General features: G+C 44.5%; 21 protein-coding genes and 1 pseudogene. 19 read left to right on the forward strand and 3 right to left on the reverse strand.

The annotated features are described in order from the left end of the window. Positions 1–61: 61 nt before the first annotated feature. Positions 62–526 carry a hypothetical protein gene (locus G9G53_RS14120; protein ID WP_165148444.1) on the reverse strand — a complete coding sequence of 155 codons (465 nt, stop codon included), beginning with the start codon at positions 524–526 and terminating at the stop codon, positions 62–64. A gap of 247 nt (positions 527–773) precedes the next feature. Here G9G53_RS14120 and G9G53_RS14125 point away from each other — a divergent pair, with 247 nt between their 5' ends. The 3 genes from G9G53_RS14125 to G9G53_RS14135 all read left to right on the forward strand — a co-directional run bounded on the left by G9G53_RS14125 (position 774) and on the right by G9G53_RS14135 (position 5161). Further along, on the forward strand, positions 774–1538 hold the full coding sequence (locus G9G53_RS14125) for a YwmB family TATA-box binding protein (RefSeq protein WP_165148447.1): 765 nt from the start codon (positions 774–776) through the stop codon (positions 1536–1538). A gap of 187 nt (positions 1539–1725) precedes the next feature. Beyond that, a complete protein-coding gene (gene zwf, locus G9G53_RS14130; RefSeq protein ID WP_029518173.1) occupies positions 1726–3282 on the forward strand; it encodes a glucose-6-phosphate dehydrogenase in 1557 nt (518 codons plus the stop codon). Between the two features lie 298 nt (positions 3283–3580). Continuing rightward, entirely contained in the window at positions 3581–5161 is a 1581-nt protein-coding gene (locus G9G53_RS14135; RefSeq protein ID WP_029518174.1) for a peptide chain release factor 3, read from the forward strand. 151 nt (positions 5162–5312) lie between these two features. Here G9G53_RS14135 and G9G53_RS14140 read toward each other — a convergent pair whose 3' ends face one another. After that, positions 5313–5546: a small acid-soluble spore protein SspI gene (locus tag G9G53_RS14140; RefSeq protein ID WP_016819939.1), complete on the reverse strand. Its 234-nt coding sequence runs from the start codon at positions 5544–5546 to the stop codon at positions 5313–5315. 160 nt (positions 5547–5706) lie between these two features. Between G9G53_RS14140 and G9G53_RS14145 the strand changes: the two are divergent. From G9G53_RS14145 to G9G53_RS14155, 3 genes and pseudogenes are all read left to right on the forward strand, one after another. Next, positions 5707–6372 (forward strand): annotated as a pseudogene (locus tag G9G53_RS14145) (potassium channel family protein); the annotation flags it as partial. A gap of 77 nt (positions 6373–6449) precedes the next feature. Then, positions 6450–7238, forward strand: a complete 789-nt coding sequence (locus G9G53_RS14150) for a TrmH family RNA methyltransferase (protein WP_165148842.1) — start codon at positions 6450–6452, stop codon at positions 7236–7238. A gap of 292 nt (positions 7239–7530) precedes the next feature. Beyond that, complete coding sequence (locus G9G53_RS14155) at positions 7531–8010, forward strand: DinB family protein (RefSeq protein WP_069012594.1); 480 nt, start codon at positions 7531–7533, stop codon at positions 8008–8010. A 172-nt stretch (positions 8011–8182) separates the two neighbouring features. Here the strand turns inward: G9G53_RS14155 and G9G53_RS14160 are convergent, their stop codons facing one another. Continuing rightward, on the reverse strand, positions 8183–9496 hold the full coding sequence (locus G9G53_RS14160; protein WP_029518181.1) for a hypothetical protein: 1314 nt from the start codon (positions 9494–9496) through the stop codon (positions 8183–8185). A 263-nt stretch (positions 9497–9759) separates the two neighbouring features. On the opposite strand from G9G53_RS14160, the gene G9G53_RS14165 reads away from it, so the two are divergent. From G9G53_RS14165 to G9G53_RS14230, 13 genes are all read left to right on the forward strand, one after another. Continuing rightward, positions 9760–10947: a M20 metallopeptidase family protein gene (locus G9G53_RS14165; protein WP_238437844.1), complete on the forward strand. Its 1188-nt coding sequence runs from the start codon at positions 9760–9762 to the stop codon at positions 10945–10947. Positions 10948–10975: 28 nt separating this feature from the next. Beyond that, the gene (locus G9G53_RS14170) at positions 10976–11815 is read left to right on the forward strand and encodes an enoyl-CoA hydratase/isomerase family protein (protein WP_029518183.1); all 840 of its coding nucleotides are present in this window, start codon (positions 10976–10978) and stop codon (positions 11813–11815) included. Positions 11816–12415: 600 nt separating this feature from the next. Further along, on the forward strand, positions 12416–12706 hold the full coding sequence (locus G9G53_RS14175; RefSeq protein ID WP_165148453.1) for a hypothetical protein: 291 nt from the start codon (positions 12416–12418) through the stop codon (positions 12704–12706). A gap of 127 nt (positions 12707–12833) precedes the next feature. Further along, positions 12834–12929 (forward strand): transposase, encoded by a 96-nt coding sequence (locus G9G53_RS14180; RefSeq protein ID WP_238796269.1) that lies wholly within the window; start codon positions 12834–12836, stop codon positions 12927–12929. A gap of 816 nt (positions 12930–13745) precedes the next feature. Next, positions 13746–15185: a 6-phospho-beta-glucosidase gene (locus G9G53_RS14190; protein WP_165148456.1), complete on the forward strand. Its 1440-nt coding sequence runs from the start codon at positions 13746–13748 to the stop codon at positions 15183–15185. 276 nt (positions 15186–15461) lie between these two features. Next, positions 15462–16292 (forward strand): BglG family transcription antiterminator LicT, encoded by an 831-nt coding sequence (gene licT / locus G9G53_RS14195; RefSeq protein WP_061829908.1) that lies wholly within the window; start codon positions 15462–15464, stop codon positions 16290–16292. A gap of 249 nt (positions 16293–16541) precedes the next feature. Continuing rightward, entirely contained in the window at positions 16542–18431 is a 1890-nt protein-coding gene (locus G9G53_RS14200; RefSeq protein WP_165148459.1) for a beta-glucoside-specific PTS transporter subunit IIABC, read from the forward strand. Positions 18432–18651: 220 nt separating this feature from the next. Next, positions 18652–20142 carry an alanine/glycine:cation symporter family protein gene (locus tag G9G53_RS14205; RefSeq protein WP_029518187.1) on the forward strand — a complete coding sequence of 497 codons (1491 nt, stop codon included), beginning with the start codon at positions 18652–18654 and terminating at the stop codon, positions 20140–20142. A gap of 184 nt (positions 20143–20326) precedes the next feature. After that, positions 20327–20896 (forward strand): bifunctional transcriptional activator/DNA repair enzyme AdaA, encoded by a 570-nt coding sequence (locus G9G53_RS14210; protein ID WP_039272725.1) that lies wholly within the window; start codon positions 20327–20329, stop codon positions 20894–20896. 16 nt (positions 20897–20912) lie between these two features. Then, the gene (locus G9G53_RS14215; RefSeq protein WP_029518188.1) at positions 20913–21455 is read left to right on the forward strand and encodes a methylated-DNA--[protein]-cysteine S-methyltransferase; all 543 of its coding nucleotides are present in this window, start codon (positions 20913–20915) and stop codon (positions 21453–21455) included. Next, positions 21445–22260, forward strand: coding sequence for an SPL family radical SAM protein (locus G9G53_RS14220; protein WP_165148462.1), 816 nt, complete (start codon positions 21445–21447; stop codon positions 22258–22260). The genes G9G53_RS14215 and G9G53_RS14220 overlap by 11 nt, the downstream gene beginning before the upstream one ends. 63 nt (positions 22261–22323) lie before the next feature. Next, entirely contained in the window at positions 22324–22941 is a 618-nt protein-coding gene (locus G9G53_RS14225) for a DNA-3-methyladenine glycosylase family protein (protein WP_165148465.1), read from the forward strand. A 19-nt stretch (positions 22942–22960) separates the two neighbouring features. Then, positions 22961–23650 (forward strand): DNA alkylation repair protein, encoded by a 690-nt coding sequence (locus tag G9G53_RS14230; protein WP_165148468.1) that lies wholly within the window; start codon positions 22961–22963, stop codon positions 23648–23650. Positions 23651–23667: the final 17 nt, after the last annotated feature.

The raw sequence follows: 23667 nt of genomic DNA on the forward strand, positions 1-23667 counted from the left end.
GAATACAAAGAACCGGAGACGATAATAGTTCTCCGGTTTTTTGTGTTCTATAACAAGGTGTTTAGATCAGGAGGAATAAAAAGGCGATTAAAGCCAGATCTAGTGCAAGCCCTGCACCGTATCCATATCCGCCGTACCCACCGCGATAGCCTGCTTTGCCATTTCCATAACTACTATAGCCATTTCCAGCAAATCCGCCTGCGTCATAAGGAAAGGATGGACTCAGAGGTGCATTGGGCGGCTTAATTAAGGCATTTAGTTTGGCAGAGGTGCGAACTTTGTTTTTAGGATTCCTTTTTTTCTTTTTAGAGGAAATCTTTTTTGGGGATTGTTTTCCTTTGTTACTGTAGCTCCCGGCATAGAGACTGCCAGGAAAGGAGGGTGGATATCCGTTCAACATCAGCTTGCCTTTGCTACACCCACTTAAGATGCCGATGTGTCGTGTACCATCACGCATAACGGCACAGACCAGACGTCCACCATGAGGTGCCACATTAGCTTCATTTACAGGATAAATGGGAAACATGATTTCACCTCTTTTGGTGTAAGATGCATTGTGATCATAGTCTATTCTGACGGTGCCTACGATGTATGGTCGAACACCCAGTAGGCAGATGAATATTTTAGAAGGGCTTTGCCGTAGTGCTGTGTGTATAAAACCTCTGACAATGGGAATGCTATTGATAGATTCATAGATTTCAATCCAGCCGAAAAAGAAAGTATCCAGAGCGTAGGTTTGGGAATCGGATGGTTGTGGAGCGGGGGGAACGATAATGTTAAAAGCAAAGCTGATTAAAAAGGGGATTATTGCAATTTTGGTATTAGGAACGGTGCTGGTACTAGCTGGCTGGCGTTACGGAACCCTTCAGACAAACCGAAATGACTCCCGCGAGGCAGAAACGGCTTTACGCTCATTGTTAATCATCTCGGCTCAGACCCCGGGTACGTTGGATAAGCTGGTTGTGAAGTGGCAAGGCGATTGGATTTCTAATCATGAAGAGCCAGCAGATGTGGCGGCACAGATAGCTGATCAGCTGAATATACCCACAGTAAACAAACTCGTGGAAAATGGACACACGGTTTATCGTTCTGTTCGTAATAGTGAGGATCTAAAAATCCGCTTAAATGTAATGGAACGTCAAACTGGGCAATGGTATGTAGTCGTTCAACTGGAGAGCAACGATGCAGGACGTGAGCAGTTGATTCAGCTTCATAAACTCTGTGCTGAGCAATTAAAGTCTATGGGGATTCAAGCGCAGTGGAACACGGCCCTTCAGCGTTCGCTGCATACAAAGGAATCCAAAGATCAACTGTTGAAACTGACAGAAGCGAGCTTAACAGGGAACATCTCCATGCAGGCCAAAGAAAGATATACGGATGCGACTACTGTGGCTATATCCTATGAAGCTCCAGAGCTGCCGTTAATGATTCAAAGCGGTGAGCATCAGGTCCAGATGCAGATGGCTGTACATGAAGATAAGGAGCAACAGGATACACGTATAACGCTCGGTTTTCCGCTCATCACGATTGAATACTGACTTATAAGGTAAATTGATGATTCATCGGATAGCTTATCCATGGAGGATATGCTAAAATATCATCAAATCTTTAGTTCCATGTTTTTCGAAAATCAAGTATGATCTTGTATAAATATACACAATACTACATGCGGATTTCGGGGATTGTGGATTGCGGAATCTTGACATGGGAAGAATGAGGTACTACATGGCTGACATACCTGCTAAAGAATCTGTTGTGACGCAAGGCGCAGTTCTGTTTATTTTTGGCGCTACGGGCGATTTGGCTCGTCGCAAGCTTTTTCCTGCTATTTACAGCTTGTACCGCGAAGGCAAGCTTGCTGAGGATTTTGCCGTTATTGGCGTAGCAAGGCGTCCTCGCACAGAGGAAGAATTCCGTAATGACCTGTACGCTTCCATACAGGAGTTTAGTCGCTACAAAGCAGAAAATGATCAAGATTGGCAGGCATTTGCCGAGCATTTTGAATATAAATCGCTTGATATCAACAATGTCGAAGGGTTCCATGAGTTGAGACAGCAGACGGAGTCTATAGAAAGCAAGTTTAACATACCGGGAAATCGGTTGTTTTATTTGGCCTTGGCTCCTGAATTATTCGGAAGCGTGTCTAAGAGTTTGAAAGATGGCGGCATGATGGATGGAAAAGGGTGGAATCGTCTTGTCATTGAGAAGCCATTCGGTTATAACCTCGAATCTGCACAAGAATTGAACGTTGAAATACGAGAAGTATTTGCCGAAGAAGAAATTTATCGGATTGATCACTATCTTGGCAAGGAAATGGTACAAAATATTGAGGTGATCCGCTTCGCGAACGCCTTCTTTGAACCACTGTGGAATAATAAGCATATTGCCAATGTGCAAATTACGCTTAGTGAAACGGTAGGGGTGGAGGAACGCGGAGGTTACTACGATCATTCCGGCGCCTTGCGGGATATGGGACAGAACCATATGCTGCAAATGCTAACGATGATTGCGATGGAGCCACCTAGTCGTTTGTTGCCTGAGGATATCCGTGATGAAAAGGTGAAAGTGCTGCGTTCGCTGCGCCCTTTTGAAACGTCTGACGATGTGAAAACCAATGTGGTGCGTGGTCAATACATCGAAGGCAGTTATCGCGGTCAGCAGTTGCCGGGATATCGCCAAGAAGACAAGGTTGATCCACAGTCAAACACAGAGACTTATTTTGCTTCACGCGTGTTTGTTGATAATTTCCGTTGGGCTGGCGTACCATTCTATATTCGTACGGGCAAACGTCTCCCTGTAAAAACAACGGAGATTGTTGTGGAATTTAAGAGCATGCCAACGAACGTGTACCTCGGTCAAAAGCATAAGCTGGAACCGAACTTGCTCGTCATTCGGGTCAATCCAATGGAGGGCATTTACATTAAAATTAATGCCAAGAAACCTGGCTCGGAATCAGATATTGAGCCATTGGCTATGGATTTTTGCCAAAGCTGTATGGTGGGTATCAACTCACCGGAGGCTTATGAACGGTTGCTGATGGATGCCATTGAGGGTGATTCGACGTACTTCACGCGTTGGGATGAGGTTGCCACGGCATGGGGATTCGTCGATCGAATCGCCAAAGCATGGCAGCAGACCCCGGATACGCTGGAAACCTATGCTGCAGGCTCATGGGGACCGGAAGGTGCACACAAGCTATTGGAGCAGGATGGCTTCAAGTGGTGGCCGGTTAGCGGTCAGGATGAAGATAATGTCATCTGGCGAGTAGGCGGCGTTCAGTAATCCCGTTTTGTCCTGCATCCCCCTATGTCCTGTTTAGGACGTAAGGGGATGCTTTGCGTTCGGAGTGTGCTATAATAGCTTAGTCTCAGGTTTTCAGTTTGCAACTGATTATAGGTTAAAGGCAGGCTAAAACATGTAAATAGATCGTATTTATAATGAATATGGTAACGGGGTACGCCGAATAATGGGGCTAACGGCAATGAGCCGATGATTTTATGAAAACAGGCGTGCATCATGGCCTTTTTATGAATAGCTTGAGCAGGAATGCAATGGATTTGATCATGAAGGGATATGTGAAATGAGTAAAACAACAGATATACTTCAACAGGAAGTCGACAAACGGCGTACGTTTGCGATTATTTCTCACCCGGATGCGGGTAAAACGACACTGACGGAAAAGCTGCTGCTGTTCGGGGGCGCGATTCGTCTTGCTGGTTCAGTTAAAGCGCGTAAAGCAAGCAAACACGCCACGAGTGACTGGATGGAGATTGAAAAACAGCGGGGGATCTCTGTAACATCCTCAGTGATGCAATTTGATTATAATGGTCACCGCATCAACATTCTGGACACGCCAGGTCACCAGGATTTCAGTGAAGACACGTATCGTACATTAACAGCAGCAGATAGTGCAGTCATGCTGATTGACGTAGCGAAAGGTGTGGAAGCGCAAACGATTAAGCTGTTTCAAGTTTGTGCGAAGCGTGGAATTCCGATTTTCACCTTCATTAACAAACTGGATCGTGAGGGACGCAGTCCTTTTGATTTGATGGAGGAGTTGGAGCAGGTACTTGGCATCCGTTCGGTGCCTATGAATTGGCCGATTGGTACAGGACGCGAGCTGTGCGGTGTCTATGACCGTGTCAAAAATCAGGTCGAGCTGTTTCAGGGAGATGACCATTCCACGATTAAAGTACAAAAAGTGGAAGATTACAATGATCCGATCATTCGTGAGATGGCGGGCGAATATTTGCATGACCAATTATGCCAAGACTTGGAGTTGCTTGATGTCGCGGGTGACCCTTTTGACATGGAGAAAGTACAGCGCGGAGAATTAACACCGGTATTCTTCGGCAGTGCGATTAATAATTTTGGTGTACAAACATTTTTGGAAAACTTCCTTCAGCTTGCTCCTAAACCGGAGCCACGCCGTAGTACAGCTGGGGAAATTGAACCAACAAACGAAAAGTTTACTGGCTATGTATTTAAAATTCAAGCGAACATGAACCCGGCTCACCGTGACCGTATTGCATTTTTGCGTATTGTGTCTGGTAAGTTTCAACGCGGGATGAGTGTTAAGCATGTACGGATGGGCAAGGAGATAAAGCTGTCTCAGCCACAGCAGTTCCTGGCACAGGACCGTGATATTGTTGAGGAGGCTTTTCCTGGCGATATTATTGGATTGTTTGACCCGGGTATTTTCCGTATTGGTGATTCACTCAGCCAAGGTAGCGAGGTTGTGTTTGATGAATTGCCGACCTTCTCGCCTGAGATTTTTGCCAAGGTAACGGTGAAAAATGCCTTGAAGCACAAACAGTATCTGAAGGGTATTGACCAGTTGACCGAGGAAGGTATGATTCAGGTTTTCCGTACGGTAAGCTTTGACGATACGCTATTAGGTGTTGTCGGCCAACTGCAATTTGAAGTATTTGAGTACCGCATGAAGGGTGAGTATGGAGTTGATGTACAGCTTCAGCGTATGCCATTCCAATTTGCACGTTGGATTGTGGATGAGCAGATTGACCCGAGCAAGTTCCGTATTAACTCTACGCTGGTAAAGGATAAGAAGGGCAATTATGTCGCCTTGTTCGAAAACGAGTATGCCATGCGTACGGCTATGGAGAAAAACCCGACAGCTAAGTTTCTAGAAATGGCTCCGTAAGATTGAATAAGCAGAACAGTTTGATCTCAGTCATTTAGTGTATACAACGAATAGTCCACTCGATGTGAATGCGAGTGGACTATTTTCATTTTCGAATACGGGTAAAATAATGAGCACAATTAAATTGGAACAAAAAGTTAAATAGCTAGAGCTAGGTTAAAGGCACGGGTTTGATTTTATCGATTTGTTCATGTGCCAAATGGACGAAATCGTGCTGTTGATTTGGGCTCATATGCTTCCAAGCGATTTCAAGAATGACACCCAATCCAGGCAGAGCGGCTTCAGGTCCGTCCACTGACCCAATAATCATATCCGTAAGATCAGCTTCTGATTTGCCGTGTACTTTGTGAACAATTGCTTGTCGTAAATCCATTGTAATGGGCATGTGTACCTCCCGTATGTTGTAGTAGTGATCGAATGTATTATGGCTTGGGCTGTTGTCCAGTATACATGGAGAAGCATTTGGCATAAGTATGTCAAAATTTATGTTTGTAGCATGATATGCTATACTATGACGGACAGTATGGTGATCGGGAGGTAAAGAAGGAATGGCAAAAAAACAGTATGCGGTTATTGGCATGGGACGTTTTGGTTCCAGTGTTGCCAGTGCGCTGAGTGAGATGGGTTTTGATGTGCTGGCTATTGACTCGGACGAGCAGCGTACACAGGAAATGTCGAATATTGTGACGCATGCGGTGTCTGCCGACTCGACGGATGAGGAAGCGCTGCGAGCGCTGGGTATCCGTAATTTTGACGTAATCGTAGTTGCGATTGGCGAAGATATACAGGCCAGTATTCTGACGACATTGATTCTCAAGGACATGGGCGTACCAGCTCTTGTGGTCAAGGCACAAAATGAGCTGCATGGAAAAGTGTTGCAAAAGATAGGTGCAGATAAAGTCGTTTATCCTGAACGGGATATGGGGTTACGGGTAGCCCATCATTTGACATCCCCCAACATTTTGGATTATATCGAGCTGTCCAAGGACTACAGTATTTTGGAGATGAGAGCCGCCGATTCCATGATTGGAAAAAACCTGAAAGAGTTAGACATACGTGCACGCTTCGGCTGCAATGTGATGGCGATTCGCAGAAATCAGGAAATGAACATTTCACCTTATGCCGAGGATCGTCTGGAGCCGGGTGATGTACTGGTCATTGTGGGCCACAAGGATGACCTGACCAAGCTGGAGCTGGCATTTGCAGCCTAATGAGGGCTTGTGTTCAAGTGCAAGTGATACATCATTTATTTTTATTGAAACGGACAAAGAAACGGAAGGTTAAACGAATGGAAATCATTTCACCGAATAATGCGCGTGTAAAAGAGTGGGCGCAACTGCTGGAGAAAAAGCATCGCACACGGCAGCATAAATATATTGTCGAGGGTATTCATCTGGTGCAGGAAGCGCTGCGTTCGGACGCGGCTGTCGAAACCGTCGCCTATGATTTGGACAAGGGCATTCCCGCCGAGCTGAATGGCCTGGATCCAGCCGACCAGCCGGTGGAATGGGTTCCCGTGTCAGCGGCGGTCATTGCAAAATGCACCGATACGAAGACGCCGCAGTCGGTTTTTGCCATCGTGCGTAAGGAGGAGCGCAGCGCATTCCCGGCATTGCTGGAGCAGCCGGATGCACTGGTAATGGTGCTGGACGGGGTGCAGGACCCCGGCAATGTAGGCACCATCATCCGCAGCGCGGACGCTGCTGGAGCCGCAGGCGTAATATTGGGTCATGGCTGCGCCGACCTGTACAATCCCAAAACGATTCGCTCCACGATGGGATCGTTGTTTCACCTGCCGGTGATTGAAGGCAGTCTGGAGGAGCTTTTGCCGCAGGCCAAAAGTAAAGGTGCCCGCTTGCTCAGCACCTCGTTGGATGCGAGCTTGTCATGCTATACCATAGATTTGCGTGTTTCCACTTGGCTTGTGATCGGAAACGAAGGCCAAGGTATTTCTGATGCTACCGCGCGCATGGTGGATGAGTCGATATTCATTCCGATGCAGGGGCAAGCGGAATCACTGAACGCGGCGATGGCTTCTACGGTGCTGTTATTTGAGGCCATGAGACAACGAAACTAAGAGAGTGAACACGGGGCTGTGGTTTATAACATCAATTGAGACTAATTATATTATTAAATGAGACTGTTTATACCATCTAAATGAGACAGTCAATGTCCCCGAAAACCCAAGTAGAAGTGGCTTGGTGTTCTTTTTTTGTAAGAACGACTGAAGGTAATTCAAAGTAGGCTGTTACATCTAACATAATATTCATGCTGCGGACTTTCGTCCTGGGTCCGGCATTCGCTGAGTCGTGAATATAGGAACGTTATCCGAAAGAACCCTAAATCGATTAAGAGATGAGGAGCATTTGATGACCTATAAATCAATTTTAATAGATCAATTAACTGCATGTTATAACGATAAGAGTTGGTTCATTCCTCTTGCGGATATACTGGATGATCTAACAGCAACGGAAGCAGTTACTGAGAATGACAATAAACAAACCATATGGTCCATAGTGAATCATCTTATTTATTGGAATGAAACATGGCTTGAGCGTTTTAAGGCAGGAGAATTTATATTAAATAATGCTATTAACAATGATGAGACATTTTCTTTGACTCAAGATCAATTGAATGATTTAGGCTGGAAGGAAACATTAAATAGACTTGAGAATGTATTTAGCAATTGGAGAGTTATTTTAGAAGAAACAGATGAATCAAAGCTCACAAAACAACTTCCAGAATATTTTAATGCTCCTTGGTGGGGAGTTGTTTCTAATTTAAGTATTCATAATGCATATCATATCGGACAAATCATGTTGTTAAAGAAACAAATTCGAGTTAAATAATGTTTTTAGGTTGTTCCCAGATGAGGGGGCAGCATATGCAGAGCTGGTCGTCCGGCCAGGAAGTGATTTGGCTTGGTAAATCAAGCTCAAAAAAAAGGCACGTTTTCAGTTTTGAAAATGTGCCTTTTTTGCCATTAATTTAAAGTCGAAATGGCAAACGTAACAATGAGTGTCATCTGCTTAATTTGCGCCCTTCTTTGTCAAGAAACAACAGTTCGTAGTATTTTTTGGGTCGCCCTTTACTGTTGTCTCGTTTTTCAAATACCGTTTGTACGTATTTACTTTCTTCAATTTTGTTAAGGATACGGTTTGCACCTCTGACGGTCATGGACAGGCACCCAGCAACATCCTCAGAGGATAATTTATTTGTTCTCATGATTTCTGCATAAGACATGATTTTTTGCAAGTTGATGTTGTTTATTCCGATAGTTTTGGCTAACGCGATGATTTCCGGGTCCCCCTGTTCAGAGAACTGTATGACATTCATGCTCCGCATTGGGCCGATAACCTTCTGATCCTCGTTTATAAAAAAGCTGCAGCTGCCCGTAAAGGCTTCCGCCTGTCTGTGAGCTTTGGTGGCGTTAATGTTAGCTTGAAAATATTCATGTCCCGAGCCCCACCCGATCTTCACCTTGTCGCTTATGCGCTCTTCCAGATACTCCAGTAGGGTGCAGTTATGCGCGTTAGTGGTGATTTTCATGAAATTTCCGTAGGTGGTGTATAGTCTGACAAAGCCTTCCGAAATTTGGGCCGTGTCTGCCAGATTCACGCTGCGCAGAAACCTGCCGACAAGGACCTTTAGCTCATGAAGCTGCTCTTCAGATAGCGGATCCGCCGTTCTGGTCGATAAGCATGCGACAACTGCCCTCTGACTCTTAAGCTTGAGGATAGTAATCTCGTTGATGATCTCTCTTATGGTCTCTTTAACGTTTTCCAAAGTGGGCCGGATTAAGATATATCTGACTCCGTGCTTTTTGAGTTCTGGAACAAAGTGGCCGAACGCGGTGATGGACAAGTCTATTTTCTTGTCTTCCCATAGAGTGATATGGTTCTCCAGCATTGTCTCCACCCGTTCGAGCAGATCACCGCTGTCAATGGGCTTTCCCTCATGAGTCAGGTATTGCTGGAATTCGCTGAAAGACTTGATTATATACGCATAATCCACATAGATCCGGGATATATCAAGCCCAGGTTCTGTAACCAGCAGCCGGAAAAGTTCCCTGTAAAGCAGGTTTTCATCATCCTGCAAAATGTGAACAGGTACTTTTTCATCCAGGCATTCCTTATCGATTGACTCGTAAAGCATCCTGCCACTGATCACAAATCCATCCACCGAATCTAAGTTTTTGAGATAGATGTCTGTTGTTTCCCGGAAGTTACTGATTGTAAGAAACCTGAACTGACATAAGGGCCGCATTTCTTCTTCAATGGCGCGGAAATAGTCCATATGGGTCTCAGGCGTGATAATACCCAGCTTGATTTTCATGATAGATTCCTTTCATAAACAGTTCAATCAAAAGAGTTATATCACAATAAATGTGATATTTCAATGTTCCGGCAGCCTCTAAAATAATGTTCTTAAAATGTCTTATTTTCTCTTGACAGCGAATGGATTTAAAAGTACGATAAAAGCGTTCTCAAAAAGTCTTAAAATATGAAGGGGGGAATGTTTACTCTGTTCTTACGTTCATTCAATTTGTGCTTTGGGAGATGTTTATTGTGATTGAAGAAGCTGGAGGTTTTTTGAGTATGGCCCATCAGCTGCAGGACAAATTGGTCAAGCACAGGCATCATCTTCATGCGGTTCCGGAACTTGATTTAAGTTTGCCGAGGACAACTGCCTACGTAAAAGAGGTGTTGGAGTCGATGGGGCTTGAGCCTACTCCCGTAGGAGAGTCAGGTCTAATGGTTACGATAGGCGGACAACATGCCGGGAAGGTGATCCTTATCCGTGCGGATATGGATGGGCTGCCCATTCAAGAAGAAACGGAGCTTTCTTTTGCGTCGTTGAACGGAAACATGCATGCATGCGGTCATGACTTGCATACTTCCATGCTGCTCGGAGCTGCGGAGATCCTGAAGGCCAACGAAGAGCAGCTTCGCGGGACGGTTAAGCTTATGTTTCAGCCGGGTGAAGAGACTCTGCACGGGGCAAAGATGATGCTTGAGAATGGGATTCTTGATAATCCTAAGGTGGATGCAGCCATGATGCTTCATGTGTTGACCGGAATGCCAATTCCTATCGGGCAATTTGTAGTGCCTGAGGCCGGTGGAGCTATCTCAGCTTCCTCTGATTGGTTCGAAATCATCATCCGCGGAAGGGGTGCACATGGAGCAATGCCGAGTGCCGCGGTCGATCCGTTAAATGTGGCTGCTCATCTTCATCTGGCGCTGCAGGGTATTCTCAGCCGTGAAATTCCGCCAGTTGAGAGTGTCGTCCTTACCATTGGCGTGATGGAAGGCGGAAGTACAAACAACGTGATTCCCGATACGGCCAGAATGAAAGGAAGCGTACGCACATTTAACGCCGCATTGCGGGACAAAATGGAAACCCGTATCCACGACATTTCTGCAGGTATCGGAGAAACTTTTCAGGCAAAGGTGGATGTGATCTATACCAGGGGATGTCCTGAGGCGAAAACGGACAGCGGGCTTAACCGTCAAATGAGAACTACGATTGCAAACACTTTTGGCGCCAGTTCCTTAATCGGTATAACCCAATTGATACCCGGCGGGAAATTAATGGGATCGGAAGACTTCGCATTTATCTCACAAGCGGTGCCAAGTACCTCAGTATTTCTTAACGCAGGCAATACCGAGGAAGGCTATGGTTACCCTGTGCACCATCCAAAGACGATGTTCTCGGATGAGGTGCTGTACAAAGGGGCTGCGGCTTACGCTGCTTTCGCCAGAGATTGGCTTGAAAGTAATAGATAATATCTCAACAAAACCAGGAGGAATTGAAATGACAGAGAGACGTATGATTGGACCAACCAAATTTGAAGAGTACTCGGAGAAATACAAGGAATTTCTATTAATGACCCGCCGTGACGGAATCATCGAAGTACGGTTGCATACCGACGGAGGGCCGTACAAGCATTCTTGGGAAGCCCATACGGCATGGTCCCATGCATGGTCAGATATTGGCCGCGACCCTGAGAACGAGGTAATGATTATTTCAGGAACAGGGGATAAATGGGTAATAGGGGACCCTGAGGTCTGGAATACAAAATTTATGGACTGGCCGAAGCAAAAGAAGCTCGAACAGTATCATGAATCGCTGAGACTGCTTGAAAATTTGATATTCTGCATTGACATCCCCACCATCGGGGCGATCAACGGGCCGGGAACGCACTGTGAACTCGCAACTCTCTGCGATATTACCATTTGTACTGAAGACGCGGACTTTTTTGATCCTCATTATCTGGGAGGCACACCTCCCGGAGATGGAATGCTGCTCACACTGCAGAACATGATCGGTTTCAAGAAAGCAGCATATTACGCATACACCGGCAAGAATATCAATGGTCAAACCGCCTTGGACCTGGGCATCGTTAGTGAAGTCCTGCCCCGGGAAAAGCTTCTTCCTCGCGCATGGGAGCTTGCGGAGATGATCATGCAGGCACCGCGTTCAACGAGACATCTGTCCCACTCCATTATATCCCGTCCATGGAAACAAGCCCTGGTCAGTGATCAAGGGTTCCAGCTTGCCCACCAAATGTACGACATGGCCATTGATGAAGAAGGAGCTCTGGAGCGGCTGAAAAAAATGCAAGGACGTCTAATGGGCAAAGAAGTTCATTAGAGCTATGGCGGGACCTACACGATTCGTAGAATACTCGGAGAAGTACAAGGACTTGTTCTTCATGACAGAAATTGATCAATACCGCGAAGCTAAAAATATATCTACCGGATACATTTACACTGTGCTCTATAAGAAAATAAAAGGCATGAATTATTAAAAGATAAGAAAGATTATTGTCTGAATTGAATCCGTATCGTTAAATTACTTTAGATATTCTGAGGACGTTTTTAATTCAAGCTATATGTGGTTAATAACTGCCATAAGACACTTTGAAACAACAATTAAAAATAACACTAACGAGACGACGCTGCAGAAAATATGTAGTGTCGCTTTTTTAGAGGTTACATGTGAAAATCTCTATTCTTAATTTTATTTATGAAAAGATAAAAACTAGATCAGCTAATTAATTTGTTACCCGAAAGGAGAAGGGGATATATTCCTACAGAGGAAAACCGCATTTTCAGCACGGTGTTTCTTGTCGAGCAACCGTATCTGATAACGGACTGTGGGCCAGAAGTCAAACTTAGCATTGCATTATAGCCGAGTGATTTACGCTTTGGAGGTTGGTAATATTGATTACCAGGAAGGGAGGTTTTCTACATGGAATCTTTAATGTGGAATAATAAAAACTGGCTACATGAAGACCAAGAATTCTCACCAAAACGGAGAGTAGATAATAAAATCAGCTGGCAAAGGCCTCACATCATCGGAAGTTTTCACAGTAGAAAGATGAAGCGTACTGTCGAGTACCACTCATTGAATGAGTGTTTATTTTATTATTTTCTAGAGGTGGATGTTTCAACATTATATTACTATGTTCAACCCGTTGAAGTCCCCATCCCATATAAAACAAAAAAATTAGAGAAAAAAATTTTGGTTACATGTGCCTGATGTTCTGGTATTTCGAAATGGTTATCCTCCTTTGTTATATCAGATAAAAGAGGCACCAGATGTGGTTCATAACATTAAATGAGACTAATTATATTGTCAAATGAGATAGGAACATCTACGCCTGCACCTGGTTTTTCTTCCGCCCTATAGTCCCAACCTAAATCCAGTAGAGGGGCTATGGCTGTGGCTTAAATCCAATGTGGCGAATAACGTGTTTTTTTAGAGGTTTTATAAGATTAAGCTTCATGTCGGCCAGTTTATGAAACGGATTAACAACTGGAAACAATTCGAGTTTTGAATATTTTGGAATATACTCTTTAAAATGTCATTTCATTTGAACATCCAAATAGAAAGGTATTTGATTATGATATTCATTAACAAACTCCTCAAAGCCTTTCGGCTTGGACAAGTCGAGCTATATTACTCCTAAATAATGATAAAATTATTATCCTTTTCCTCAATCTATTTTCCACTAAAGTAGTACAGAAAGTTGAATTTGAAGTAGCTGATTTACAAGAACAAAAATATCATTCCATATATCTGTCTTCTGCAATATGGTCATTTAACAGTAAAGGACAGCATTGGAGGTTCAAGATAATCAAAAAAATTATACCTCTTGGCTCTATGCAAAGGGATTTTCTAAATTTCTTGCAACAAAATATTTTAAATTAGCGACTGAGTAGATCACCGATCTTCGAAAACATGTGCCCTTCCAGACGAAGACGAACAGCCAGGTATCTTTCGTAAAGTCGTTTATCTGAGGTCTCTTTCATGGTTCTTTTCATTACCCAATAGGCGATTGAAATAATGTTGTTGGTTTGTTAATTGCGTGTTATTATATCAAATGAATTTGACAGGTTCCCAAATCTTTGTTAGAGTTTCAATCAAATACGTATAACCTTTTCATGGGATGTTACCGATAGGGCATAACCTGAATTGGCTTGTTTACACTGTAAGTGTACACAGGCTGGTTTGGGTTTTTTTATTGTCTGTCACCCTTCGCTACCCCTTTTATCACACATTTGGAAGGAGAATGTTTATGTCCAGTTATATTTTCCCTAAAGACTTTTTATGGGGCGGTGCTCTTGCTGCCAATCAGGCCGAGGGCGCTTATTTGGAAGACGGTAAAGGATTGAGTCTGGTAGATCTGCTGCCTACCGGAGAGAAGAGAAGAAGCATAATGAAAGGGAATGTTCCCTCGCTGACTCCACTTGAAAGCGAATTCTATCCTTCCCACGAAGCCATTGATTTCTATCATCACTATCGCGAGGATATTGCGCTATTTGCAGAAATGGGCTTCAAGGCGCTGCGTGTTTCCATTGCCTGGGCTCGTATTTTTCCAACGGGAGAAGACGCTACTCCCAATGAAGCAGGTTTGCAATTCTACGATGATTTGTTCGACGAGTTGCATAAACACGGCATTCAGCCAGTCGTTACCCTCGCTCATTTTGACGTGCCGGTGGATCTGGTCGAGAAATATGGAAGCTGGCGGAGCCGGAAGCTGGTAGGCCTGTTTGAAACCTATGCCAAAACAGTATTCACCCGCTATAAGGATAAAGTGAAGTACTGGATGACATTCAACGAGATTAACATGCTTCTCCACTTGCCATTTCTTGGCGCCGGTCTTGTTTTTCAAGAAGGTGAAAACGTTAAACAAATTCAGTACCAGGCTGCACATCATCAGCTTGTTGCAAGCGCGTTGGCTGTAAAAGCGTGTCACGAAATTATCCCGGATGCCAAGATTGGCTGTATGCTTGCTGCCGGCAGCTTCTATCCGTATACGTGTAATCCCGAAGATGTGTATCAGGGCATGGAAAAAGACCGCGAGTCCTACTTCTTCATTGATGTACAGTCACGCGGTGAATATCCTGGTTATGCGAAGCGCTTCTTCAAGGATCATGGATTAAACATCGAGATGGAATCAGGCGACGCAGCCATTCTGAAAAATCATACCGTTGACTATATCGGATTCAGCTATTATTCAAGCCGGACGACCAGCACAGACCCGGAAATCGTCAAGAACATGACCAGTGGTAATGTATTTGGCTCCGTGGCCAATCCATATCTGGACAAGTCCGAATGGGGTTGGACAATCGATCCAAAAGGATTCCGCATCACAGCCAACCAACTGCATGACCGTTACCAAAAGCCACTGTTCGTAGTAGAAAACGGTTTTGGTGCCAATGATGTGGTTTCGCCTGAAGGAGAAGTTAACGACGATTACCGGATCGACTATCTCAAGCGGCATATTGCCGAAATGGGTGAGGCTCTGCAAGACGGAGTGGAAATTATCGGTTACACAAGTTGGGGACCTATTGACATTGTCAGCGCTTCCTCAGGAGAGATGAAAAAACGCTACGGTTATATTTATGTGGACCGTGATAACGAAGGCAACGGTTCGTTGAAACGGATTAAAAAGAAAAGCTTCCACTGGTACAAAAACGTAATTCATTCCGACGGTGAAAATCTGGGCGAATAATCGTACCACAAGTAAATAGGATCGGACGTCCCGGGCCCACGGGGATTTCCGATCTTCGTTTCTTCATTGAAAGCGTTGACAATCGTTCCTCTTCAAGCTATACTTGACGCAATTCCATCATTTTTAGGATTGTTACTGCGTAGCAGGCAAAACCTAAGCCACAAATAAGAAGATGTTACAGTCTTGTTTATTTGGCGTGCTTCGGTTTTTTTCTGTTTACAATAAAGAGGATGGAGCAAGTGTGGCTCTTGCTGGCATATGGAACGGGGGATCAAGATGAACATAGCAAAGGTCATCAACAACAATGTAATCAGCGTCTACCAGACGGACGGTACCGAACTTGTGGTGATGGGTCGGGGGATTGCTTTTAAGAAAAAGCCTGGAGACAAAGTAGACGAAACCAGAATTCAGAAGGTGTTTGCTCTGAAAAACAAGCAGACATCCGATAATTTCAAAATGCTGCTGCGTGAGGTACCGCTTGATTTGATTGTGATTGTGGAGGAAGTCATTAATGACGCCAAGCATAATCTGAACAGAAAGCTGAACGAAAATATTTATGTTTCACTGACCGATCATATCAATTTCGCTGTTGAAAGATACCGGGAAGGATTGGAAATCAAAAACGCGTTATTGTGGGAAGTCAAGCAGCTGTACAAAGAAGAATTCGCGATGGGTCTGAAAACGTTGGAGCAAATCAAACAAAGGCTCGGTATTGAACTGCCTGTGGACGAAGCGGCTTATATTGCGATTCACATCGTGAATGCTGAAATGAACGAGGAAGTCATTACGACCATGAGTATCACGAAGTTTATCCAGCAAATTATTAATATCGCAAAATATCATTTTAAGGTGGAGTTCGACGAGGACTCTCTGAGCTATTTCCGTTTTATTACGCATCTGAAATTTTTCGCCCAGCGCGTATTTAAGGGAAATCACTACGAAAATAACTATGATCATTTGTATGACATGATTAAGGAAAAGCATAAGGAAGCGGCTGCTTGTACAGAGAAAATCGGAGCTTTTGTGCAAAAAGAATACAACCACGAATTAACGAACGAAGAAAAGCTGTATCTGACCGTGCATATTGAACGAGTGGTGAATAGATAAGTCGTACTTTTCCGACGAAAAAAATCAAAATTATACGTTAAAAAGTTTTTATTGACAAATATGGTAGATTGATTATATTATGAGAGTAACAGGAATTTAATAAGTTTTAACTGGGATTGTTACTGGTTATGCAGGCAAAACCTAAGTCATGAAAAATTGCGGGACTAAAGTGCCCACCATTTTTCAAGGCTTAGGTTTTTTGTGTGCCTAAATATGTAAAAAGCCCCTTAGAACATGGAGGTGTCTATCATGAGTTATGAAAAACTGGCCAAAGAAATTGTACACCTGGTAGGTGGCGAAAAAAATGTAGTATCGCTCGTTCACTGCGCCACACGCCTGCGTTTTGTGCTAAAAGATGAGGCAAAAGCAGACAAGGAAAAGTTGGAAAAAACCGACGGAATTATCACTGTGAAGCAGAGCGGTGGTCAGTTCCAGGTTGTAGTCGGCAACAAAGTACCAGAGGTATATAATGCAATCGGCAATGTATCCAATATCTTGAATGAAACTGGAAAAGAAGATCATTCAGCTAAAGGCAAGAAAGGATTTGGCGCCGTAATCGACGTAATTTCCAGTATTTTTGCACCGTTGCTTGGAGTTATGGCGGGGTCCGGTATTTTGAAAGGTCTGCTGCTGATTGCGAGTAACCTTGGCTGGTTGCTACCGAAAGACACTACCTATATGATTTTGTATGCTGCGGCCGACAGCTTGTTTTATTTCCTCCCTCTCTTGTTAGCGGTTACAACGGCACGGAAATTCGGAGGTAATATCTTCGTTGCCCTGACCATTGCCGGAGGGTTGCTTTACCCGACCATTGTCACGCTAAAAACGGAAGCTACACCTACGGACTTTTTCGGTATTCCTATTGTTATGATGAGTTATTCATCTACCGTTATTCCGATCATTTTAGCCGTCATCGTCATGAGTAAGCTGGAAAAATGGTGCAATCGAGTGATCCATGAGAGCGTCAAAAACTTTATTACACCTTTGATTCTACTTGTAATTATGCTTCCTCTAACCCTGATCGTGTTTGGTCCAGTCGGGGTGTATGTGGGCAACGGGATCGCTACTGCACTCGTTGCTGCATTTAGCTTTAGTCCATTGCTGGCTGGAGCAATCCTTGGTGCTTGCTGGCAGTTGCTCGTTATTTTCGGTGTTCACTGGGGCCTTGTACCTGTATTCATTAATAATATTGCTGTTAATGGCAGAGACGGGATCAAGCCTTCCGCTGCGGCTTCCATCTTTGCTCAAACCGGCGCTTCGTTCGGTGTTATGCTGAAAACCAAAAATAAGAAGCTGAAAACGCTGGCGGGTTCCGCTACACTTACCGCTTTGTTCGGCATCACGGAGCCAGCAGTTTATGGGGTTACGCTGCCGTTGAAACGTCCGTTTATTGCAGGTATTATCGGTGGTGCTGTCGGTGGTGCCATTATCGGTCAAGCGGGAACGCAAGCATTTGCCTCCGGCGCACCTGGATTGCTGACCTTGCCGATCTTTTACGGCCCTGGTGGACAAGGATTCCCGGGATTGATTTTAGGGATTACCGTTTCATTCCTGGTGTCGGCCATCTTGACTTATATTTTAGGTTTTGAAGATCCAGTTGAAGAAGAGGAAACTACTAACAATTCGGTTAAAGAATCGACCTCTACAGTTGTTGTTTCTAATGAAGAGGTACTTAGCCCAATTGAAGGAACTGTGGTCGCTTTGTCGGAGGTTCCCGATCCTGCATTTGCTTCGGAAGCTATGGGTAAAGGGATCGCCATCCAACCGACAACGGGCAGAGTCGTAGCCCCGTTCGATGGAACCATCACCGTGGCGTTCAAGAAAAAACATGCGCTTGCAGTTGTTTCGCATCATGGCGCAGAAGTTCTGATTCACGTCGGAGTAGATACGGTCAAGCTGGACGGTAAACATTTTACGTCCCATATCAAAGAAGGCGATCAGGTGAAAGCTGGGGACCTACTGCTTGAGTTTGATGTTGAGCAAATCAGGGCAGAGGGTTATCCTACGATTACGCCAGTTATCATTACGAATTCTTCCGAATATACTGAAGTCCTTCCAATCACTCAAGGAGAGGTAACGGAGCAGGCCCCGCTGTTGAAACTGTCTAGCGCTCTGAATGAGAAAGAAAGCATTGCCTAAATGTCTTAAGGACAAGGCTCTGATGATCCATATTCCCGGATCATCAGAGCTTTTTTGTCGTCCTTTCAGGTAGCAGATAAGTCGATTTGTAATTGACAATATGTCAATTAAATTAGCTTGTACGGTTGTAAAAACTATTCTATAATTTCTTGTAAATATGAAAAATTTTCTGAAAACATTAACTGAATATGAATTGATGGATCAGGGGGAAATGCAAGGAATGTTAGAGAAGTGGGCAGAGGCAGTAAATGGCGTCATTTGGAGCAATCCTGTGGTATATGTCTGTTTGAGCGTGGGGCTATTATTTTCAATTATGACTCGATTTCTGCAAATCAGACATTTCAAAGAGATGATTCGCCTTGTCTTTAAAGGGAAAAGTTCTGAGGCAGGTGTATCCTCATTTCAGGCCTTTACGATGGCGTTATCAGGACGTGTAGGAACGGGGAATATTGCGGGGATTGCACTGGCAGTCGGTATGGGAGGACCCGGGGCAATATTTTGGATGTGGGTCATGGCTTTTATCGGATCGGCCACTGCGTTTGTTGAATCTACACTGGCTCAGATCTATAAGGTAAAGCGTGATGGTCAGTATCGAGGCGGCCCGGCCTTTTATATTGAAAAAGGGACAGGCTTAAAATGGTTTGCGGTTATTTTCGCAGTTGTAGCGTTGGTCGCTATGTGTTTACTGTTGCCGGGAACTCAATCGAATTCGATTGCGGTAGCTTTTCATAGTTCGTTTGGTATGGATATGAAGGTTTCCGGGATAGTAGTTGTGGTGTTGCTGGCGCTTATCATATTTGGTGGTGTAAAAAGAATTGCCAATGTGGCACAGGTAGTCATACCCTTTATGGCACTTGGCTACATCCTTGTCTCTTTCTATATTATGATGACGAACATTACTGCGCTTCCCGATGTATTTGCCCTTATTTTTCGCAGTGCCTTCGGTATCGATTCAGTGTTCGGTGGTATAGCAGGGACAGCCATTGCCTGGGGGGTAAAACGAGGCATTTATTCGAATGAAGCAGGACAAGGCTCTGGTGCCCATCCAGCCGCCGCCGCAGAAGTGTCTCATCCGGCAAAGCAAGGACTGGTTCAAGCATTTTCTGTATATGTAGATACCTTTTTAGTCTGTACGTCTACGGCTTTCATGGTCTTGTTTACAGGGATGTACAATGTGAAGGGACCAGGTGGGGGCTATATTGTGCAGCATCTTCCGGGTGTTGAAGAAGGAACTCAATATACACAATCTGCCATCGAATCGGTATTTCCGGGTTTTGGGTCGAGTCTTTTGTCCATTACATTGTTCTTTTTCGCCTTTACCACCATTATCGCATATTATTATATCGCTGAAACGAATATGGCCTACCTGATTGCCGATCGTAAAGCCAAATGGCCTATGTTCCTGTTAAAGCTGGTTATTCTGGGTTCGACATTCTATGGAACGGTTGTCAAGGAATCTGCGTTGGCGTGGACACTGGGGGATGTGGGGGTCGGTATTATGATGTGGGTGAATCTGATTGCTATGATCCTCCTGGCCAAGCCTGCGCTTCTGGTGCTTAAGGATTACGAACGGCAACGGAGGCAAGGGATAGACCCGGTATTTGATCCGAAGAAGGCAGGGATTTCAAATGCCGATTACTGGTCAAAGGAATATCAGCCTCCTTCAGATGAGTTGACGATCACCGCTAAACCAAGCAAGCTTCAAGCCTAATAAGATAGAGAAGTAAGATCAAAGGTGGCTCCGCGGGGAGTCATCTTTTTTTCGTTATCTTGCCTTTACATTCCAAGAAGGGTACATATGTTCACTATTTAGTTTATAATTTAGACAGAGGGATTTTGAATAATCCTGCCATAGATATGTGGGAGGTCACATTTGCATCAGAGAGGTGATTTGAATGAGTACATCCGATTTATCCATAACTGACGACAAGTGGAGAGCTATCGTAGAAAACGACAAGTCTTATGACGGGATATTTTTGTACGCCGTGAAGACAACGGGAATATTTTGTCGCCCCTCCTGCAAATCCCGACCTCCCAAAAGAGAGAACATCCGTATATTTAAAACAGCGGAACAGGCATTGGCTGAGCATTTCCGTCCATGCAAAAGGTGTAAACCGACAGGACAACGATTGCCTGATCATGAATGGATCGCACGGGTTACAGAATACGTGAATTCTAACTATATGAAGGACTTAACATTGCACATCCTAGCTGAGATAAGTCATGGAAGTCCGTATCATTTACATCGTACCTTCAAGCGGGTCATGCATCTAACCCCGATGGAATATATACAGCAGACCAGGTTGGAACAAGCGAAGGAGCTGCTCATCTGCTCAGATATATCTGTTGCGGAAGTGGGGGAGAACGTAGGTCTGTCCAATGCACCTTACTTTATTACGTTATTTAAAAAGAATACAGGCTACACCCCATTGCAATATCGCCAACTCAAATCGAAAGCAACATAAAATGGAGGTACACAGCATGGCACATCAAATAAATAAAACGATCTATTGGTCATTGTTGACACATGAGGATTGGAATTTATATATTGCAGCTACATCGGAAGGATTATGTTATGTGGGCTCGCCCAATCATCCTGTAGAGGAATTGTTTTCATGGGCAGGAAGTCGATTTCCCGGTAGCCCTTTAGTTGAAGAGGATGCCGCTTTACAGCCCTATGCCAAGGAGCTGATTGAATATTTCCAAGGGGAGCGCACCCAATTTACATTGCCCTTTGACTTTCAGGGGACTGCATTCCAGCTGGCGGTTTGGAATGCGTTGTGTGATATTCCGTATGGGGAAACACTATCCTATTCAGATATTGCCAACGCTATTCAAAAACCAGCCTCTGTTCGTGCGGTGGGGGCCGCCATCGGTGCTAATCCGATTTTGGTTACGGTCCCTTGTCATCGGGTCATTGGTAAAAATGGAGCTATGACCGGATATCGTGGTGGTTTGGACATGAAGGTTAAGCTTTTGCAGCTCGAAAAGGAAAGAGTGGCGTTGGTTCAGTATGAAAAATGAGTATTACAAATCCCCAAAGACACTTCTGAATAAAGGGACCGGCTTCTTGTCAGGGTATACACACTCGTTGAACCCGTATACAGGTTGTACCTTTGGTTGCTCGTATTGCTATGTACGCCAATTGCCAGTCTCCACATTTCGGAAGGAAGCGTGGGGGACATGGGTTGATATTAAAAATCAGGCGGCAGATATTCTTCGCAAGGAACTTCGTAGAGCCAAATCCAAAGGTAAAGTCACGATTTTCATGTCGTCAAGCACAGATCCTTATCAGCCTGCTGAGTACAAGGAAGAGGTGACCCGGTCTCTGCTGGAGGTGATGGTGGATGAGCCACCAGATTTTCTCTTTTTACAGACGCGCAGTCCACTGGTACGGCGGGATACCGATTTACTGCTCCGATTGGGGGATCGTGTTCGTGTAAGTATGACTGTAGAAACAGATCGAGAAGATATACGCAAACATTTTACCCCGGAAGCTCCTCCCATCCAGGCTCGTCTCCAAACGCTGCATCTCTTAAAGGAGGCAGGTGTACCGACGCAAGCTACGATTGCTCCGATGCTTCCAAGCAGTGAACATTTTGCAGACAAGCTCGTGCCTCTGGTCAACCGTGTCTGTATTGATGATTATTTTATGGGAGATGGCAGTGGGGGGAGACGAACGCGTAGCTTAAAAATAGGTGCGCTGTACGAGTCATTGGGGCTGGAAGAATGGTATCATCCTGCTGCCTATAAGACGGTTTATGAACGTTTTCTCCATGTTTTCCCGAAAGAACAGCTCTACGTGAGCAAAGAAGGATTCGAACCTTGATGGAACAGAAGTCTATGCCATTGAACCAAGAGTGAACCATATAAGGGGGCAGCGGGAGAACGAATGCAAACCGTAATGACCAAAAACTTTGATTATGGGGACAAGGAAATCAATTATCTAAAAAACGTAGACACCGTACTTGGTGCAGCGATGACGCAAATGGGCAAGGTAGAACGGGTAATCATTCCCGAACTGTTTGCGGCGCTCGTTCATGCGATTGTGGGACAGCTTATATCGGCCAAGGCGGTTCAGACCATATGGGCAAGGATGCAAGAGAGGTTAGGCATGATCACTCCACAAAATATAGCCGTTCAGACGGCTTTAGATATTCAAAGCTGTGGCATCACCATGAAAAAGGCCACATGTATCCTTAATATAGCCCAAACGATCGAGCAGGGCTTATTGGACTTACAGGAATTATATGAGCTTTCCGATGCACAGGTGATCCAGAAATTGTCCTCGCTGCAAGGGATAGGTCCTTGGACGGCTGAAATGATGCTGATTAATTGCATGGAGCGTCCCGACGTCGTCAGTTGGGGCGATATGGCTATTCGACGGGGAATGATGAAGCTGTACAATCTGGAAACACTGACCAAGCAGCAATTTGAGGAGTACCGCCGAGTTTATTCGCCCTATGGTTCGGTAGCCTCTATTTATTTGTGGAGCATTTCATTTCGTTAAGAATCAGGGAGTGGAAACGATGGAGAAAACAATCAGAGAACAAATACTGTCATACGTGGATGCGGATTTTCAGAAATTCACGGCTGCATTGCTTCCGACGATTAATAATGTGCTGGGTGTACGGCTGCCAGTGCTGCGTAAGCTGGCTCAAGATATTGCCAAAGGGGATTGGCGTCTCTACCTAGATACCGCTGAAAGTGAACACTTCGAAGAAGTCATGCTGCAAGGTATGGTGATTGGTTCTGTAAAAACGGATATAGAGGAAGTTTTGAGTTATACCGCCAAGTTTGTTCCGAAAATTGATAATTGGTCCGTATGTGACAGTTTCTGTGCCGGATTGAAAATCACCAAACAGCATAAAGAAAGAGTATGGGAGTTTATTCAACCCTACCTGCTCTCCAAGAAAGAATATGGAATTCGGTTTGGTGTGGTTATGCTTCTGAATTTTTATATTGAGGAACAGTATATGAACCGGGTGCTTACTTTGCTAGATCAGACTCATCGTGAGGATTATTATGTACAAATGGCGGTAGCATGGGCGATATCGATCTGTTATATCAAACTGCCTGAGGCAACGATGGCGTATTTAAATCATAATACATTAGATGATTTTACTTTCAATAAAGCTCTGCAAAAAATTACAGAATCATATCGGGTGGATCAGGCCACAAAAACGACCATTCGTAGTATGAAGCGAAAAAGAAAATAGGATGGGGCTCAGCAGCC

Origin of the sequence: Paenibacillus sp. EKM206P (assembly GCF_011066155.1) — a bacterium.
Taxonomy (GTDB): Bacteria; Bacillota; Bacilli; order Paenibacillales; family Paenibacillaceae; genus Paenibacillus; species Paenibacillus polymyxa_D.